Source organism: Serratia sp. NA_13 (assembly GCF_052691735.1).
In genome coordinates, this window is record NZ_JBQZFV010000003.1 from 198,383 (window position 1) to 216,054 (window position 17,672).

Consider the following 17,672-nt stretch of genomic DNA (forward strand, 5'->3'; position numbering starts at 1 on the left):
ATTCATCATTACGTCCTATGTAAGGAGATGCCCCATAATCAAGGGGCATCTTTATGGAAAGATTAAGCTTCGCGATTTTCCTTGATATTCCAACCTGCGCTGCTTTCTGCGCCTTTACCACCTTTATCGCTCTGCTCCCAGTATTGCTGTTTCACTTTTGATGCCTGGAAGGAGTAGGTTACGCCCACGGTGTCTTCACCGCCGGCACCGGTATACTGCACGGAAGTGACCAGCACGTCGTCCAGAGTGATTTTGACGTATTCAACCTGGCTGCCACCGGCTTTACAGACTGACAGTTCAATCTTGGTCAGGTGTTTACCGCTGGAGCAGTGTTTCAGCAGTGCCGGGGTTGATTTGTCGACCAGCGCGTTGACATGCAGATCGTTAAAGCAAACCTTACCGGCACCGCCACCACCACCCACACTCATGTTGCCTGGTTGAGAAGCGCCCCAGGAGAAAGAAGTAATGTCGGTCCAGCCTTTGTGATTTGAATCTTTAGATTCACCGCTGGCACCTTCAACTTTCAGAAACATATCAATAGCCATAGTATTTTCACTCTTTATTAAGGGTTAACAGTAGTATTAACGTTGCGTTGAAAAATTCAGGTAATAGCAGCAGGAGTTGAAATTTTGGTGATGCACTACCATTTAATATCCTTGTGCCATGCACCTCATTAAATACCGAATGTTGTCGGTATTAATTACCGAGTCATCATTAAAAAAAGACAATGGCCCAATGCTGATTACTGAGGGTTATCCTGGTGACAACTATCACGGGGATTACCGGCAATGATGTCACCAGACCCACTGCCTGACTTTCAGCACATCAGGAGGCGTCGTTCTGCTTCAGTGAAGGCAGTTTCGATACCAGACGCAGGGAGACGGTCAAGCCTTCCAATTGATAGTGCGGGCGCAGGAAGAACTTGGCGCTGTAGTAGCCTGGGTTGTCTTCGATCTCTTCCACCTGTACTTCCGCAGCGGCCAGCGGTTTGCGCGACTTGGTTTCCTGTGAGGAGTTGGCCGGGTCGCCATCCACGTAGTTCATGATCCAGTCGTTTAACCAGCGCTCCATATCGTCGCGCTCGCGGAAAGAACCGATCTTGTCGCGGACGATGCACTTCAGGTAATGCGCGAAGCGGCAGCAGGCGAACAGATAAGGCAGGCGGGCAGAGAGCTGGGCATTGGCAGACGCATCGGCGTCGTAGTATTCCGCCGGCTTTTGCAACGACTGGGCGCCGATAAAGGCGGCAAAGTCGGAGTTTTTGCGGTGCACCAACGGCATGAAGCCGTTCTTGGCCAGCTCGGCCTCGCGACGGTCGCTGATGGCGATCTCGGTCGGGCACTTCATATCCACGCCACCGTCGTCGCTCGGGAAGGTGTGGCACGGCAGGTTCTCCACCGCACCGCCAGACTCCACCCCACGGATCGCGGTACACCAGCCGAACTCTTTGAACGAGCGGTTGATGTTGGCGGCCATGGCGTAGGCGGCGTTGGTCCAGGTGTAGTTACCGTGGTTCGCGCCGTCGGTTTCTTCCTCGAAGTCGAACTCGTCAACCGGATTGGTACGGATGCCATACGGCAGGCGTGCCAGGAATCGCGGCATTACCAGGCCCAGATAGCGGGCATCTTCCGATTCACGCAGGCTGCGCCAGGCGGCGTATTCGGTATTTTGGAAGATCTTGGTCAAATCGCGTGGGTTGGACAGCTCCTGCCAGGACTCCATCTGCATCACGCTCGGTGCGGTACCGGCGATGAACGGGCAGTGGGAGGCGGCGCTGATTTTCGCCATCTCGCCCAGCAACTCAACGTCCTGCGGGCTGTGGTCGAAGTAGTAATCGCCCACCAGGCAACCGAAGGGTTCGCCACCGAATTGGCCGTACTCTTCCTCGTACACTTTCTTGAAGATGGGGCTCTGGTCCCAACCCACGCCCTTATGGCGCTTCAGCGTGCGGCCCAGCTCCTGCTTGGAAATGCTCATAAAGCGGATTTTCAGCATTTCGTCGGTTTCGGAGTTGTTAACCAGATAGTGCAGACCGTGCCAGGCGCCTTCCAGTTTCTGGAATTCAGCGTGGTGGATAATCTGGTTAACCTGTTGCGACAGCTTTTCGTCGATTTCGGCGATCAGCGCCTGAATGGTGCGGTAGGCGTCAGAGGAGACAGTCACGGTGTTTTCCAGCGCCTGCTGCGCCAGGGTTTTTACTGCATTTTCCACCGCTTCCTTGGCCTGGTCGGTTTTGGGACGAAACTCTTTGTTCAGCAGCGCGCTGAATTCATCGTTGGAGAAAGCTTCGCTGGTCTGCAGCGCTTTTTGTTGCTGAGGCGAGTTGCTCATCGATTAGTCCTCACGCTGATTGTTGTCGTCCGTGGCGGCCGGTTTCGGCGCATCGGTCAGGGATTGCAGTAAAGCGGGGTTTTGCAAGATCTTGGAGATCAGCTCTTCAGCGCCGTTTTTACCGTCCATATAAGACAACAGGTTGGAAAGCTGGGTGCGGGCGTCCAGCAGGTTGTCCAGCGCGTCGACCTTGCGGGCAATTGCAGCAGGGGAGAAGTCTTCCATGCTTTCAAACGTCAGATCGATATTCAACTTACCTTCACCGGTCAGGGTGTTGTCGACCTGATAGGCAACGCGCGGTTTCAGCGATTTCATGCGCTCATCGAAGTTGTCGATGTCGATCTCCAGGAACTTGCGCTCATCAACGCTCGCCTGTGGATCAACCGATTTCCCCACCAGGTCTGCCATCACGCCCATCACGAACGGCAACTGGATTTTGCGCTCTGCGCCATAAATTTCGACATCGTATTCAATCTGTACGCGCGGTGCGCGGTTGCGGGCGATAAATTTCTGCCCGCTACGGGATTTCGAGTTTGGCATGATTTACTCCATCTAATGGCGATTGGGAACGCGCCTCTTCCGGCTTGGAGAGTCAGGTTCAAATGCGGTTATGAGTATCGTTAAGAGAACAAAGGGGTCGGCGGCTAGTTGTTCTCCTCGTTATCGGGGCGACCTAGAATGGTCTCCAGTTGGTTAAGACCATCGGGTGCCAAATCACGGATTATTTGCATAAAGTCCAGTGCAATCAGCCGCTGTACCCGATCGATCATCAGCGGCGCTGGATGGCTGGGCTCATGAAGACGAAAATAGTGTTTTACCTTGTCCAGCATCAGTTGGGCGTCGTCGCGTGACTGAATTTGCGCACTGCGCCAGTTGAGCGTGGCGGCCGGGGTCGTTGTGGCAGCGCTCGCCGGGGGGGCGGCGATATCATCTGGCTGTTCGGCTGGCTCGCTGACCGGGGCGCTGTCCTGGCCGAACTGAGCGACCAGGGCGAAAATTTTTGTCAGGTTGTGCATTTCCGGCAGGGCACTTTCACCCAAATGGCGAGTGACCGTAGTACGGATGGCTCCGAGGGTTTCGGCGATGCGTATCACCAATTGCGCTTCCGGGCGCTCCGGCTGAGACAATTCATCCTGCAGGCGCGCACGGCCACCAGGAAAGGTAGGGCACTCGAGCTTACTGCCGTCGAGCAGGGCCCCGGCGTCGCGTAACGAGATTTCACCGGTTGCCCCTTTCAGCAACGGCGCCGCGCGCACGCTGGTGGTCAGCGCGGCTTTGTCGCCGAGATCGGCCAGTGCGTTGATGCGAAACAGTGGGTCAGTTTCGCCGTCGAACTCCAGCAACGGCAGCAGTGTGTCCCAGTAGCGCTCCAGCGCCTGGTGGATCAGCATCAGGCCGTCGGCGTAGCCTTGCAACCCGCGCAGCTGTGTCCAGGCGCGGGTCAGGCACAGCATTACCCGTAAATCTTTGGTGCGTGTCAGCAGCGTGGTCGCGAGTCGTTCCACCTGCACCCAGTCCGGCGCTTCTGCCGGAATGATGGTGCTGCCGAACTGCTGCTCGCTCTTGCCGGTCGCAGCCTGCGCCATCGCCAGAAAGTCGGTGTCATATTCCAGGTTTTCACCGCAGGGATTTTCTGCGTCAACCGGGGCTAACAGGGTATCGATAGCCATAAAATTTCCTTTAACAGGCGAGGTTAATCAAACATCTGCGGATATTGACCGCCACGACCGGGGCGCGCCCAGCCATTGGGCTCAAACAGCAGAGAGAACAGTTGCACGGTAAGGTTACCGCTGTGCACATGGGTATAGAGCGGATGTCCATCAGCCTGATTGGTCCACCAGAAACTGGTGTATTGCGCCGGGTCGAAACAGTCGGCCGCCTGTTGCCAGCCCAGGCCGGGCACGTCCGGATGCTGGAAGCCGATAATCGACAGGATCTCGGAATCGGCCTCCGCCGGTGGGGTCGGCAGCGCAGGGATCTCCAGCAGCGAACGGTCGAGTTGCTCGGCGGAAAAACCATTGCGCACGCCATTGAGCAGCCGGTGGCCGAGCTGGTTGTACCATTCCGCCGCCATGTTCAACTGCTGAGTGCGCCAGTCTTGCTGGCAGAACAGGCGCAGGGCGCAGATCGGGTAATGACGACCTACCCGATCACGAGCGGGCAGCAGGCAGCCCATCTGAACATACTGACTGCCGAGCGTGGCCGGAATGACGAAGTTCCATACGGGCGCATTGCTGAAAGGATTTCCGTTCGGGCCCGGTGGATTACGCTGCAGATTCACCAGGCCGTTATGGAACCAGTGGGCCCAATTGTTCACCACCATATCCGGCAGGCGACGCTGCAGGAAGTCACCGGCGGAAGGGATCTTGCCATACCAGCCAATGCTTGTGGTCGGGCTCAGGTCATTGCTCATCATCTTGTCCTTTCGGGGCTACGGGCAGGAGAATGCCGGTAACTGGAACGGATTGCGGATACTGTTGGGAGTGAACTCCAGCGTTACGCGGTGGCCATCCAGGTTAAAGGTTGCCTGGCGGCCGAGGCTGCTGCTACCGGCAGAAGTCTGCGCCATATCCACCAAACGGTTCAGCGCCCAGGGGCCGCTGGTGACCAGGCTGGCCGTAGAGCCGTTGGCCAGCGCCAGCTGCAGGTGCACCTGATTGGTATTACGGGTACCTGGCCAACTGATCACCAGAGGCACCTGCGGCCCGTGGCTGTATTTGAACAGTTGCCCGTCGATATCCAGCGTCAGGTTGAGGATGTCGTTATCCATCCGTACCGGTCGAACGGTCACGCGGTAAGACGGCGTTGCGGTGCCGTTGGCAAAGAAGGCGTCACGAATGCGTTGCGCCTGCTGAAATGAACGCAGGATACCTTCGCCACCGGGCAGCGTTTTGCCGTCTACGCCGGGAGTGAAACGCCAGTTGGCACGGGTGGTGTCGACCTTGCCCTGCAAATTGTCACGGAAGAAGCTGTCCATCAGCCCGCTGTTGGGCGCAAACATGCGTGCCAAATCGTCCGGCGTGACTTCCTGACGCGCCCTGGCGACCAGAGGATAACGCCCGGCAATCGCCTGACGGCAGAAGCTGCCGACTTCGACGCTGATGCGTTTCTTGACGTTTTCCATCTCTTTGCGTTGGGTGTCGCTGCTGGCACCAATCGCCAGCGACAGCAGCATCTGTTTGAACGGCACCGGCAAACGGCCCGATTCGGCCTGCAAGCGTGGAATGATATCGCTGGGCGGTGCCGACATGCCGCTGTTGGCCGCGCCCTGAACTGCGGTCAGGTAGCTGTACAGCTCATCAACCTGTTTCAGCACGCTGTCGAACGGGATCGCCTTGTTGCCTTCACCCTGACTTTGCGCTAGCTCGAGTAATGCGGCGAAATGCGCCATCACCAGTTGTTCCGGCTGGGCTGAGACATCGCCGTCGGCGTTGGCTGGTCGATTGGTGAATAGCGCTTCCAGTTGGTGGTTAGCGCTCTGGCTCAGCCGGTCTTCGGTTTTATCCAGCAGTGAACGGGAGTCAGCACTACTTTTCTCGTCGCGCAGGGTGACATTCTTGCTGGCGTTAATCAGCAGGTTACGCATCGGCGAAGGGTTGCCGGACAACAAACGTGCGCTGCTGATACGCTGGCTCAGGTTTCCGATATTGGCCAACTGAATATCACCCAGCAGTTCATCCCAGGCGCTGATAAAGTCCTGCATGTACAGTTGGCGAATGGTCTTGATCAAATCGGCGTTTTTCTGATCCGGCGTTTTGCTGTTCAGCACCCAAACATCTTCCTGACGCAGGGTATCGGTCACCGGATCAATATTGTCGTTGAAGGTTTTCCAGTAGCCTCGAGAGGTAAACAGGCCCGGTACCCCGTCGGTCACCGGTTTGCCACTTTTGCGCGAAAACGCCAGTTCGGTTTGTGGGCCGGCCAGGTCAACCAGGCTGACCGGTTTAATCTCGGTTTGCTTTAGTAGCAGACGTTTCAGACGGCCGTACACCCGCTGTGACAGGGGCGCCCGGTTTAGCGCGGCCTGCGCCTGTTCCACCATAGGTTCATCTTTGGCGTAAGGCGAAGCCTGGATCTGCCCGTCGAGCAGTTGGCTCAGGTGCCATTCAATCTGCTGTAGCTGTTTCTGGGTACTGCCCTGCGGCAGGTTGCGTTGCAGGTTGAGCATGACCCAGGCGCGCAGGAATTTGCCGTCGTACTGTTTCGGGAGATACAGCATCTGGTAGGCCTTCAGCGCTTCGTAGCTGAAATCGGCATCGCCATGGTTGTCGTTGCGCAGCGTAGTGGCGATCTGCTGTGCCACCTGCGGCAGCAGCAATTCCTTCAGTGCTTTTTGATACAGCGAGTCGCTGGCATCACTGACCTGCTCGCCACGATACAGCCCCATGCGATAGGTGAATGGGGGATCTTCCAGCGAGAAATTCTGACTGTCCGGCAAATGCAGCACGCTGTTGAGGAACGGCAGCAGCGAAAGCATATCGCCGTTGCCCAACTGCGTCAGACCCAGCCCCTGACGTTCTACGCCGGGCACCTTGGCGGCCACTTCAGCCAGATAAGCCTTGTTGTTGCTGTAGCTGGTGAACCAGAAAATCGCCAGGATCGCCAGGCAAGCCGCCAGCAGGATATAACCCGCCCAATGCACAGCGCGGTTACGGTATTCCCACCAGCGGTTGCTACTCGCCAACCCGGATTCCTGGAAAATCACCGATTCCAGCGTGTCTTTCAGGAAGAAGCTTTGGCCCTTGCCCGCCGGGATTGGCGCGGCCGAGTCCACATGGTTCCAGGCCGGGTTGGCGTGTGGTTGGCTGCTCGCCGTCGGCAATTGCAGGTAACGGTTCAGTTCGCCCATCACCCGGTCGAACGGCAGACCTTCCTGGGTACCGCTGGTAAAGTAAATACCGCGCGGGGTGAAGCGGGTTTCAAAACTGGAGGTGGCAAACACCTGTTCCAGATACTGGCCCAGCAAAGGACGCAGGGCCGCAAACTCCTGTGGGAACAGATAGCTTTCAGCACGCTGACGGCCATCATGTTCAACCAGCAAGGTCTCAGGCAGCGCGGCATCCAACCGCTGCTGAAGCAAGCCATACTGTTGTTCGAAGGTGACATTCAGATTGAAATCTGGCTGACGCGATGTCTCATAGGGGAAGGTGAACCCCCAAATTTGTTCGCGCTGCGCCTTATCAAAGCCGTTGAAATAGGCCATAAAGCCGTTAAGCAGGTCGGTCTTGGTCACCAAGACATAAACCGGGAAATGGATCCCCAACTGTTCATGCAGCTCAATCAGGCGTTTACGCAACGAGCTGGCCTGCGCGGCGCGGGCTTCGCTGCTGTCGCTCAACAGATCGGCGATGCTGATGGTCACCATCACGCCGTTGATCGGCTGACGGGTACGATATTTTTTCAGCAGTCCGACGAAGCTTTTCCACTCGTCGGCGTCTTCTTCGCGCTGGCTTTCCTGAGTGGTATAACGACCGGCGGTATCCAGCAGTACGGCGTCATTGGTGAACCACCAGTCACAGTTGCGGGTACCGCCCACCCCGCGCAGGGCAGACTTGCCGAAGCGGTCCGCCAGCGGGAAATGCAGGCCGGAGTTGACCAGCGCGGTGGTTTTACCGGCTCCTGGCGCACCGATGATCACATACCAGGGTAACTGGTAGAGGTACTGGCTGCTGAAGTGGGTCATCCAGCGGTGTTTGCTGTCCCCCTGACCCGGTGCGAAACGGGCTTTCTTCAACAATTGCGCCGCCTCATCAAAGCGCTGGGCCAACTGCTCATCCTGTTTGGCTAACGGCTTACCATTTTCAGCCGGAACTTCTTCGGCGGCACGCAGGTTACTTAGCAGGCGGCGGTTGAGCCAGGCACTGTAGATGCGTGGAATAATGCGACACAGGAACCAGATCAGATAGATAGCGCCGATGGTTAACTGGCGGTTAAGTTCCGGCTCCAGCGGCCGATAATCGCCGATCGCCACTAACGGGCCGATCATCCAGATGATGAACGCCAGCGCGGTAATGCCGGCAAAGCCCCATAACAGGCGGCTGGTGATGATGGAGAATAACGTACTGAGCATTACTTTCCGTTTCCTTGCGGCAAGCCGTTGATTTCCGCCTGGGTATTTTCTGGCGCAACCAACAGCGTAATTTCTACCCGGCGATTCAGCGCGCGGTTCACTTTGCTATTGTTCGGTGCGACCGGGTTGCTTTCACCGCGGCCTTCCGCCTTCACCCGTTGCGGGTTGTCGAGATGTTTCTGCAGTTGGGCGCTGACCGCGTCGGCGCGTGCCAGTGACAACTCCCAGTTGGAAGCGAAGCGCGCGCTGCGGATCGGCAGATTATCGCTGTAGCCGGTGACCAGGATCTTGCCGCTGACGCCGTTCATCGCTGCGGCAATGCGATCAATGACCGGGATATAGTTGCCGCGTACCGTCGTCGCGGCGGAGTCGAACAGGCCATCCCCTTTCAGGATCACCACGCTCTGTTGCGCTTCGTCACGCACCACTACCAGACCTTCGGCAATTTCTTTGCGCAGGAAGCTTTTCAGGCTCAGCGTCGGCGGAGCCGCCGGTGCCGGATTGCTGATGGCAACCTGTGGCAGGTTGGTCTGATAAATGGCTGCCAGCACCGGGCTGGTGCCATCGCCTAGCCGCCAGTTGAGGGCGATAAACAGCAATGACGCCAGAAAACCGGTCAGTGCTACGCAGGCCCATAATGGCACCAGAGGACGCCACAATTTTTGCTGTACCGGCAGATCCAGTGCGTTGGGGGACAGGGGGGGAGCGTAACCGCCGCGTACCGAGCGGATCAGTTGCAGCAGGCGTTGCTTCATGGTTTCCAACTGCGAGCGGCCATTCTCCATCACTCGATAGCGGCCTTCGAACCCCATCAGCAGGCAGAAGTTAATCAGTTCCAGCAGTTGGATGTGTTCGCGTGGGCTTTGTGACAGCTTGGCCAGCAGTTGGAAGAACTTCTCTCCGCCCCAGGTTTCGTTGTGAAAAGTGACCAACAGCCCGCTGCCGGACCAGACGCTGCTGCTGCCCCAGGGCGTCAGCGCGGCGGCTTCGTCCAGCGCGGTGCACAGGCAATAACGTGCGCCAATAATCACTTCATATGGCAGATTGGCGCGTTGACCCTGGAGTTCGAAGTGGCGAACTTTATCGATCAGTTGCTGGCGCAGTTGCGCCGGATTGGCGTGGGTGGCGGATTGGCGGATTTGCGAAATGGCGTTCAGCAAAGGGTTCGCGGCTTCTACCAACGGGTTGCCTGCCGGCGTCATGTTATTTTCCTGAGTCATAGGTTACCGGTCCGTATGGCTGCGAATCGCCCAGAATTCCATATCCAGCCCCGGGAAGTCGCCGGCCAGGTGCAGAGCGAAGGCGCTGGATTTTTCCATCTGCTTCCACAGGTCACTGCCTTTTTCCAATTCAAAATAGGTATAACCCGCGTGATAGGGGATCTGGCGTGGTGCTGCCGGCATGGTACGCAGCCCGATGCCTGGCAGTTGCAACTGCACCAGATCGCGAATACGCGTTACCGGGGCAATCTTCATTTGCGCCGGGAAGTGAGTCAGCAGCACTTCGGCGGCGACATCGGCACGTACCGCCAGCACGAAGCCGAAGTCGCGCATCATTTTGGTGTCTTGTACGGTGGCAATGTTCAGACCATGCGAGCGTTCGACCAGCGTCAGCTGAATGGCGTTGTCTTCCAGCACCACCGACAGCCCCTGGCGTAGCAACAGCATCAACTTGCCGAAGCACAACGCCAGGTTGTCATGGTCATACACCGGCAGCCGGGCTTCCGGTGTGCGCTGTGCCGAAAAGCTGGCCAGCTCGGTGGCGAACTGTAGCCAGTCGGCGAACAGGCGTTCTGGGTGCAGGTGATCGAGATGGTAAGCGTGGCTCACCTGGCCGAGATGGCGATTAATCAGTTGCAGCAGCATGAAATCGACCATCTCGGAACTGCCGCCACGCCCCGGTTGCAGCAGACGCTGACTCATCTGCTGGCTGCGCTGTTGCAGCAGGCCTTGCAGATCGTTGATAAAGGTTTTCAGCACCGGGCTTCCCTGACAGTTCAGCATCGGTGGAATTTGCGTCTGATCGAGACGCAGACTGGCATCACCGCGTTTTTCCAGCACACGGGTTACGCCAAGGGCCGTCCATTCGGCATTGAGTTCGCTTTCCAGCATCAGACGCAGACGCAACTGACCAAACTGCAATGCCGCACTGCCGACCGAAACAGCGTTCAGGTCGTCGACTTCGTTTTCATAGGCCAGATAACGCGCCAGCGCGTCCGGTGCTTCCTGAAAAATCACGTCTTCACGGCCCGCGCGGTAGGTCGGCAACGCCAGAACCACGTTTTCGCCGGTCTTGTTTTCGGCGATATTCAGCGGAGCCGGTGCCTGTTGGGCGCCGGAGAAACGAAAGGGCGTGCCGTCCGGCATGATGCCGCTGGCGGCGTTAAGCGCAATTTTGCCCTGACGCAGCAGGGTTTGATCCAAATCCAGATGGAGGAAGCCCCAAAAATAGCCCTGGTGGGCCTGGCCCCAATTACGCATGTAGCTTTCGAGATAGTTTTCCGCCTGCTGGAAATGATGAGGACGTAAAAACATCCCTTCAGTCCAGACGACCTTATGAGCATCTTTCATGGTCACACCTATGGTTACTTCGCTTGGGCCTGGCGGCGGGTCAGTCGGGATCTTTCACTGAGTGCAGGCCATTAATGCCTGCCACAATGCGGGCTTCCAGCTCATCCGGCGAGAATTGCCACACCTTGTAGAAATTGGTTTCGGTCGGTTCCGGCAGCGGCAGTGAAATGCGCCATGCTTTGCCATCGAGGTTCTGGTATTCGGCGATGATGCCGATATAGCGGGTTTCCAGTGTGCTTTGGCCACCGAGTTTTTTTCCTCTCTGGCCTGGCGTCAGGAAGAACTGGTCGCTGTCCAGCAGGCTGTTGCCAAGCACGCTTTTGGCATCGCTCTGCAGGCTGAAGAAGTCGGCGTCCATAAATTCGGCATCGGAACGTAGCAACAGTACACGAATTTTTATCGGTGCCGGCCGTTGGCCAGCCGCGGCGTTCACCTGGCTGTCGGCCTCGAAGACCAGGCTATAACGCGAAGGCACGTTCTTGGCAGAGGACATGCAGCCGTTGAGCAGCAATGCGCCCATTAGCAGGAACACTATCCCGCACCAGCCGGAGGTGTTGGGTGTTGTTATCATGGTGAGTCTCGTCAACCAGGGAGAAACTACTGGAGGATCCAGGTAGCAGAGCCGCTGTCTTTACAGGCTTTGCTGTCACCGCCGACTTTCACGCAGTCCTGCCGGGTCGCGCGATTACGACGTGGTAAATCTTTACGCAGTGTTGATTTGTAACGTGAAACCGGCACGCCGGCGTTGGTCTGGATGTAGCCCATCAGGTTTCCACCCTTGGCTTCTGTGATCGCCAGCCAATGATTTTCTACTTCCCCCAGCACATAGAAAACGGCGGCATTGTCCAGACTGCCGATGGCGCTGCCGTTGTAACCCGGGCTACTCATGATGCTGGCCGCGTACAGGCTGCGGTATTCCTTGCCGATGGGTTTGAACTGTTGCGGGGCCTGGATGGCTGCGCGGTGCTGAAGCTTGACGCCATCCACTTCGCTGCTGATCAGGGCGTTGATATCAAGAGCCGGCGGCGGTGGTGGCGGGGTGGAACAACCGGCGAGCGTCAGGGCGGCTAGCAGCGTTAGGGTAATCCGTGTTTTCACAATTTCCTCTTGATCTTTTTATGAGCAGAAATGAAGGGCTGTGTAATAAAAACGTCTATTTCAGGGGACAAACAGCAATATCTCTGACCGACTGGGGGGGGCGTGCTCAACGCAGTCGTGGAGTTTTGCAGATGGAGTTTGGCTTTGAGAATGACGAGATGAGGGGGCCACTATTAAGCCGTAGCTCCTCACCGGCGAGGAGCCGTATTTCAGCCTCTGGGCGCAGACGCGGGGAAACTCCCATATCGGTTAGCACCAAAATGGAGACATCCGGGTGATGTTGTTCCTGCCGGTGGCAAAAACGATAAGGTACGCTTGGACGCAATATTTTTATGAGTTTCATTGTGTGTGTCAGGCTTCCTGTAAATATCAGCGAACAGTTGACTGCATCGCTCAAAAACAATCCCGTTTTCCGGTTTAATAGATATCAGGTTACTTCACAATCTTGATGCTGGTGGCTGCTTGTACGCCGTGGTGGTCAGGTTTTCAAGACTCAAAAGCGCCAGCGAAATTCTCGTATCAGAAGATGTTTAAACCATTGTTAAACGGATGAGAATAACCAAGCAATGATAAGATAATTTCGTGCTTTTAATGGCTTTAGGCATAGCTACCGCACGAGAATTGACGCGCGATCCCGATAGCGTATCTGTCACGATTTGAGACATGGCCTGACGAAAAAATTAACAAACTTTACATATATTCAGAGAATCTGCAGTCTACAATAGCCCTGAAAATTTGCAAAATAACCTTCCGGATCAATGCTTAATTCGTTAGCTTACTCAGCTTTTTTTATTTAATTCATATAAAACATAGTGTTGCGAATTGATTGTTTTTTCTTTTTAATTTTATGGATCATTGGTAATACCATGAAATAATTTTGTAACACTTTAGCCAATTCACTTAAATAACAACCTTTTTTTAACAAAAACAAAGTGACAGGCTGTTTTATGTACTTACCATTTGAAGGATTAAGATGATTAAATATATAAATGGCGAGAATGTAATTTAGGAGTATTCCTATTGGTCTGGGTGCAAAGCCACCTGCACAAGGGGATTGGCATGGCTGTTAGCGCAGCAGAATGGATGAAGAACGGTGAAAAGGGGGAAGATTGAGTTGACCGAGGGTACCGTATAACCACGCGAGCGCAGGGTCGCGTTTAACCTGTTGGTAAAGTGTTCAGTGTTTCATGGTAGGGGCGTCGCATGCTGCGCCCGCGAGCCTAATCAATGGATTAAATCGGGTCGAAGCTATGTTCGACCCTTGCCGATTTTAGTGTTACTCGTCGCCGACGCGGATCACCAGCTTGCCGAAGTTCTTGCCTTGTAATAGGCCGATGAACGCCTGTGGAGCATTCTCCAGTCCGTCGACCAGATCTTCACGGAATTTGATTTTTCCTTGCTCGACCCACTCGCCCATCTGCTGCAGGAATTCGCCAAAGCCTTCTGCATAGTCATCAAAAATAATGAAGCCCTGCATGCGGATGCGTTTACGCAGGATCAACCCCTGCATCATCGGCAGGCGATCCGGGCCGGCAGGCAATGCGGTGGCGTTGTAGTGGGCGATAATGCCGCATACCGGAATTCGTGCCTGGGTATTGAGCAGCGGGATCACCGCATCAAACACTGCACCGCCGACGTTCTCGTAGTAAATGTCGATACCTTGCGGGCAGGCGGCAGCCAGTTGCTGGGCGAAATCAGGGGCCCGGTGATCGACACAGGCGTCGAAGCCCAGCTCTTCTACGGCATAGCGGCATTTTTCTTTACCGCCGGCCACGCCGACCACGCGGCAACCTTTCAGTTTGGCGACCTGCCCGACGACGGAACCGACAGCGCCACTGGCGGCGGCTACCACCAGGGTTTCACCGGGTTTTGGCTGACCAATATCCAACAGACCCATATAGGCGGTGAAGCCCGGCATGCCCAAGACGCCGAGCAAGCGGGAAGGGTGTTTCTGATCCGGGCCAAGATTACGCAAGCCGCTGCCGTCAGATAAAGCATAATCCTGCCAACCGTCGTAGCCCAACACCCAGTCACCGGGTTTGAAGTCAGGATGCTGTGACGCAACAACACGCGATACCGTGCCGCCAACCATCACGTCACCGATCTCTACAGGTGGCGCGTAAGAAGGGGCATCGCTCATCCGGCCGCGCATGTAGGGATCCAGTGACAGATAGACAGTGCGTAACAGCAACTGGCCTGTAGCAGGTTGCGGTGTCGCTACTTTTTCCAGGCGGAAATTGTCTGCGGTAGGCTCACCATGCGGGCGTGAGGCAAGTAAAAAACGGCGGTTGTGTTGCATAGACTGGGACATCAGACATTCCTTATGAGGATAGGATCCCAAGTCTAGTCAATCATTAACCAGAGCAAATAACCGAATGTGCTCAGCGTTAAAGAGGAATGATCAGTACGTCGATATGGCTGGTATTGATAAAGCGTGCTGCAGAGCAGGAAACCTTGTTCATCATGCTGTCGCTATGATTGCCGCAAACCACCAGATCAAAAGGTTGCTGACGGCTGGCGTAGTTAAGGCTATCCCCCAACTCGCCGTGGACGATCAACGTATCGGCTATTGGATAATCGGCCCGCAGCCGTAATTCTTCCATAAACAGCAGCGTTTCTTCCTCCATTAAGGCACGCAGATCGCCCAACATCGGCCCGGCGAAGTTATTGTACATTTCTGGATTGGCGATCATGCTCAGCAGGGTAATTTTGCCGTTGTAGGGGCGCACGATGGAGACGGCTTTTTCAACCAGGCGATGGCTGTCTGCCGCCACGGCGACGGTAACCAAAACGTTTTGATATCCCATCTTCCGCTCCTGTTTCCTGTCGTTAAGGTAAAAGAGTAGAGCCTGGCGAAACTAATAAATGTGTTTTGTATCACGCGCGTCAATAAATCATGGGGCATTGCCGTTATTTAGCAATAAATGATAAACAGGCACGCGCGTGTAATTAAAGAAAATTATAGCACCTGCGCCCACAGCGTTTTGGGTATCTTGCCCAAATCGAACAGTTTCCCGGCAACCAGCTCTGCCCGACGATGATCGGCAGCACGATACATGTTGCTGATTTCAATATCATTATCAAGGGAGTAGTTAAGCTTGTCGTACACTTTCTCTACGCTGTCCAGGCTGGTGCATTTCCGGAATGTCATCAGGTAATCCAGGGTATCAGTCATGATTAAAATATAACCTATTAATAGTTGTAGTCGGACGAAGAAACATCACCCTGTCATCATGCCAGTAGCAAAAGAGTGTGATGTGTGACCTGAAAAATTAATTTCAAATAAATAAATTTCAATACGGTAATAAATGGCTGAGTGCAAGGTGGCCCTGCATGGCGAATAATAATATGCCCGTGGATTGTCGGCAATGCCTGGCTGTCATTCGGCATGCAAAATAGGGAAATTTTCAGGGCCGATCAATCCAGGTGGCTCGAAGCTGGGGATTTTCCCTGACCACTGCCTGCTGCGGCGTGGAGGCCCAAGATCCCGAAATCAAGCCTTGGGATCTTGCCTTTACGTAAGCGATTATGTTGCATGCGGTATACCCGACCCAGGGCAAAACGGATGGACTGGCCGTCTGGTGGTCACTTCAAATCCACAGGGCCTAGATGAAACGCGGGTATAAAATAAAACGAAACTGCATTATGATTTATAAGAGTGATAGTGACCTCTATTGATTGATAAATATAAGCCAAGCTTTAGTCATTTTTAATTTTGATAAAAAACAATTAAGTTTTAAATCAACATTGCCGATAAAACGTTCTAAGATAATTTTTACGAAAAATATCGAAACCTGCCGCTTTCATTTTCTCAGCCTGGAAATATATAGTTACGTCTATTTTATTGTTCACAATTTAAGCGATTTATTGTTAACCAAATAAGAACAATAGATGAAAATTAAAACAACCAACGACGCCGATTTTAAGTCAAATCCGAAACCTCATAACCATATAGTTTACGCACGTTACTTTTCAAGGTGGATAGTTCATGACTTATTTAATGGTTATTTATACTGTCTTTATCGACTACGAGCAGATTTTTGTTCTGTTATTTTAGTTTGGTAATGCTTTTGTTCGAATTGATCTAAAAAAGATGATTTTTTGGCTTATATGCATTGCTTTTAAGACGTTTTTTTACTTGCGGTTGTTTTTTAGTCAATCTCAAGGTTAAAAAATAGGCGGAGATTGAGATATTTGGCTTAATTATTTTTTATATTTGTGATGTATGTCACATTGTGTTTAAAATTGCCTATCACTTACATTGTGTGTGCTAACGGTTCGGGGGTAGAGTTGCGCTGCATTAGGAATAATCTTATTAACTTTGTAAAAATAGTTTCACAGTGATTACACGCTGCTGAAGCAAAATGCTGTACATCCATACACGTAGGTTTACGCACGTATCAAATACTGAATGACGGTTCGAAATTAGTGATGTTGATAAATTTATAACGGTCGTTATTCAGGGATTCATTTGCCAACGTAGGGAACAAACCCAGGTCACGGGCGATAAAAATTATCACCCAGCGTATGTTTTTAAACATAGTCTGTCGGGATGGGGAATATGGGTACGTCTGAATTACTTAAGCATATTTATGACATCAATTTGTCATATTTACTTTTAGCACAGCGTCTGATTAATGATGAAAAAGCATCGGCAATGTTCCGTCTGGGGATCGACGAGACCATGGCTGATGCGCTTGCTCAACTTACGTTGCCACAAATGGTTAAACTGGCTGAGACCAACCAACTGGTCTGCCATTTCCGTTTTAACGATCACCAGACGATCGAGCGCCTGACGAAAGAATCGCGCGTGGACGATCTGCAGCAAATCCATACCGGCATTTTGCTATCAAGCCACTTACTGCAAGAACTATCGGCTAAAGACGGTAGTGCAACGAAGAAAAGAGCTTGAAGATGACAGAGAAAAGTATTGTTCAGGAAGCCAAGGATATTCAGCTGGCAATGGAGCTGATTACGCTGGGTGCCCGTTTGCAGATGCTGGAAAGCGAAACTCAGCTCAGCCGCGGGCGTTTGATCAAACTGTATAAAGAATTGCGGGGCAGTCCGCCGCCGAAAGGGATGTTGCCGTTCTCGACCGACTGGTTTATGACCTGGGAACAGAACATCCATTCATCGATGTTTTATAACGCTTACAGCTTCCTGATGAAGAGTGGGCACTGCACTGGCGTTGAGGCGGTGATTAAAGCCTATCGTTTGTATTTGGAACAGTGTCCACACCAACCGGGAGAGGCACCGTTATTGGCGCTGACCCGCGCCTGGACGCTGGTGCGTTTCGTCGATAGCAGCATGCTGCAGCTCTCTGCCTGCAACTGCTGCGGCGGCACTTTCATCACCCACGCGCACCAGCCGTTGAACAGTTTTGTATGCAGTTTATGCCAGCCCCCATCCCGCGCAGTAAAAAGACGTAAACTTTCTCCGCAACTGGCCGATATTATTCCTCAATTGCTGGACGAGCAGGTTAAACGCGTGATTTGAGCCGGCGACAGCGCCGGTTTATCCAGACTTAAATCGATTTGTGACACGCAAGGTTCGGCATACCGAACCCATCGACGCAGCCCAGACTGCTGCGTCGGTGCGTCTCA

General features: G+C 53.9%; 15 protein-coding genes. 2 read left to right on the forward strand and 13 right to left on the reverse strand.

What is annotated here, in order from left to right:
- Positions 1 to 62: 62 nt before the first annotated feature.
- The 13 genes from ACUTSU_RS07615 to ydgT form a co-directional block, all read right to left on the reverse strand.
- Positions 63 to 545, reverse strand: coding sequence for an Hcp family type VI secretion system effector (locus ACUTSU_RS07615; protein ID WP_445650486.1), 483 nt, complete (start codon positions 543 to 545; stop codon positions 63 to 65).
- Positions 546 to 825: 280 nt separating this feature from the next.
- Positions 826 to 2,331: a type VI secretion system contractile sheath large subunit gene (tssC, locus tag ACUTSU_RS07620; RefSeq protein ID WP_261282731.1), complete on the reverse strand. Its 1,506-nt coding sequence runs from the start codon at positions 2,329 to 2,331 to the stop codon at positions 826 to 828.
- Positions 2,332 to 2,334: 3 nt separating this feature from the next.
- A complete protein-coding gene (gene tssB, locus ACUTSU_RS07625; RefSeq protein WP_012145725.1) occupies positions 2,335 to 2,871 on the reverse strand; it encodes a type VI secretion system contractile sheath small subunit in 537 nt (178 codons plus the stop codon).
- A 104-nt stretch (positions 2,872 to 2,975) separates the two neighbouring features.
- Positions 2,976 to 4,001 (reverse strand): type VI secretion system protein TssA, encoded by a 1,026-nt coding sequence (gene tssA / locus ACUTSU_RS07630; protein WP_445650487.1) that lies wholly within the window; start codon positions 3,999 to 4,001, stop codon positions 2,976 to 2,978.
- Between the two features lie 23 nt (positions 4,002 to 4,024).
- A complete protein-coding gene (gene tagF / locus ACUTSU_RS07635) occupies positions 4,025 to 4,744 on the reverse strand; it encodes a type VI secretion system-associated protein TagF (protein WP_153860951.1) in 720 nt (239 codons plus the stop codon).
- Between the two features lie 18 nt (positions 4,745 to 4,762).
- Entirely contained in the window at positions 4,763 to 8,401 is a 3,639-nt protein-coding gene (tssM, locus tag ACUTSU_RS07640) for a type VI secretion system membrane subunit TssM (protein WP_445653981.1), read from the reverse strand.
- Positions 8,401 to 9,603 (reverse strand): DotU family type VI secretion system protein, encoded by a 1,203-nt coding sequence (locus tag ACUTSU_RS07645; RefSeq protein ID WP_445654017.1) that lies wholly within the window; start codon positions 9,601 to 9,603, stop codon positions 8,401 to 8,403. The genes tssM and ACUTSU_RS07645 overlap by 1 nt, the downstream gene beginning before the upstream one ends.
- A 21-nt stretch (positions 9,604 to 9,624) precedes the next feature.
- A complete protein-coding gene (gene tssK, locus ACUTSU_RS07650) occupies positions 9,625 to 10,971 on the reverse strand; it encodes a type VI secretion system baseplate subunit TssK (protein ID WP_445650489.1) in 1,347 nt (448 codons plus the stop codon).
- A 40-nt stretch (positions 10,972 to 11,011) separates the two neighbouring features.
- Positions 11,012 to 11,542, reverse strand: a complete 531-nt coding sequence (tssJ, locus tag ACUTSU_RS07655) for a type VI secretion system lipoprotein TssJ (protein ID WP_445653982.1) — start codon at positions 11,540 to 11,542, stop codon at positions 11,012 to 11,014.
- A 26-nt stretch (positions 11,543 to 11,568) separates the two neighbouring features.
- Positions 11,569 to 12,069, reverse strand: coding sequence for a type VI secretion system accessory protein TagV (gene tagV / locus ACUTSU_RS07660; protein WP_445650491.1), 501 nt, complete (start codon positions 12,067 to 12,069; stop codon positions 11,569 to 11,571).
- Between the two features lie 1,276 nt (positions 12,070 to 13,345).
- Positions 13,346 to 14,380: an NADP-dependent oxidoreductase gene (locus ACUTSU_RS07665; protein ID WP_445653983.1), complete on the reverse strand. Its 1,035-nt coding sequence runs from the start codon at positions 14,378 to 14,380 to the stop codon at positions 13,346 to 13,348.
- A 76-nt stretch (positions 14,381 to 14,456) separates the two neighbouring features.
- Positions 14,457 to 14,876: a universal stress protein UspC gene (gene uspC, locus ACUTSU_RS07670; protein WP_135317048.1), complete on the reverse strand. Its 420-nt coding sequence runs from the start codon at positions 14,874 to 14,876 to the stop codon at positions 14,457 to 14,459.
- 152 nt (positions 14,877 to 15,028) lie between these two features.
- Positions 15,029 to 15,244 carry a transcription modulator YdgT gene (gene ydgT, locus ACUTSU_RS07675; protein WP_445650493.1) on the reverse strand — a complete coding sequence of 72 codons (216 nt, stop codon included), beginning with the start codon at positions 15,242 to 15,244 and terminating at the stop codon, positions 15,029 to 15,031.
- A 1,386-nt stretch (positions 15,245 to 16,630) separates the two neighbouring features.
- Here ydgT and flhD point away from each other — a divergent pair.
- Positions 16,631 to 16,981 carry a flagellar transcriptional regulator FlhD gene (gene flhD / locus ACUTSU_RS07680; protein WP_044552100.1) on the forward strand — a complete coding sequence of 117 codons (351 nt, stop codon included), beginning with the start codon at positions 16,631 to 16,633 and terminating at the stop codon, positions 16,979 to 16,981.
- 2 nt (positions 16,982 to 16,983) lie between these two features.
- Positions 16,984 to 17,565 carry a flagellar transcriptional regulator FlhC gene (gene flhC / locus ACUTSU_RS07685; protein ID WP_445650494.1) on the forward strand — a complete coding sequence of 194 codons (582 nt, stop codon included), beginning with the start codon at positions 16,984 to 16,986 and terminating at the stop codon, positions 17,563 to 17,565.
- Positions 17,566 to 17,672 lie beyond the last annotated feature (107 nt).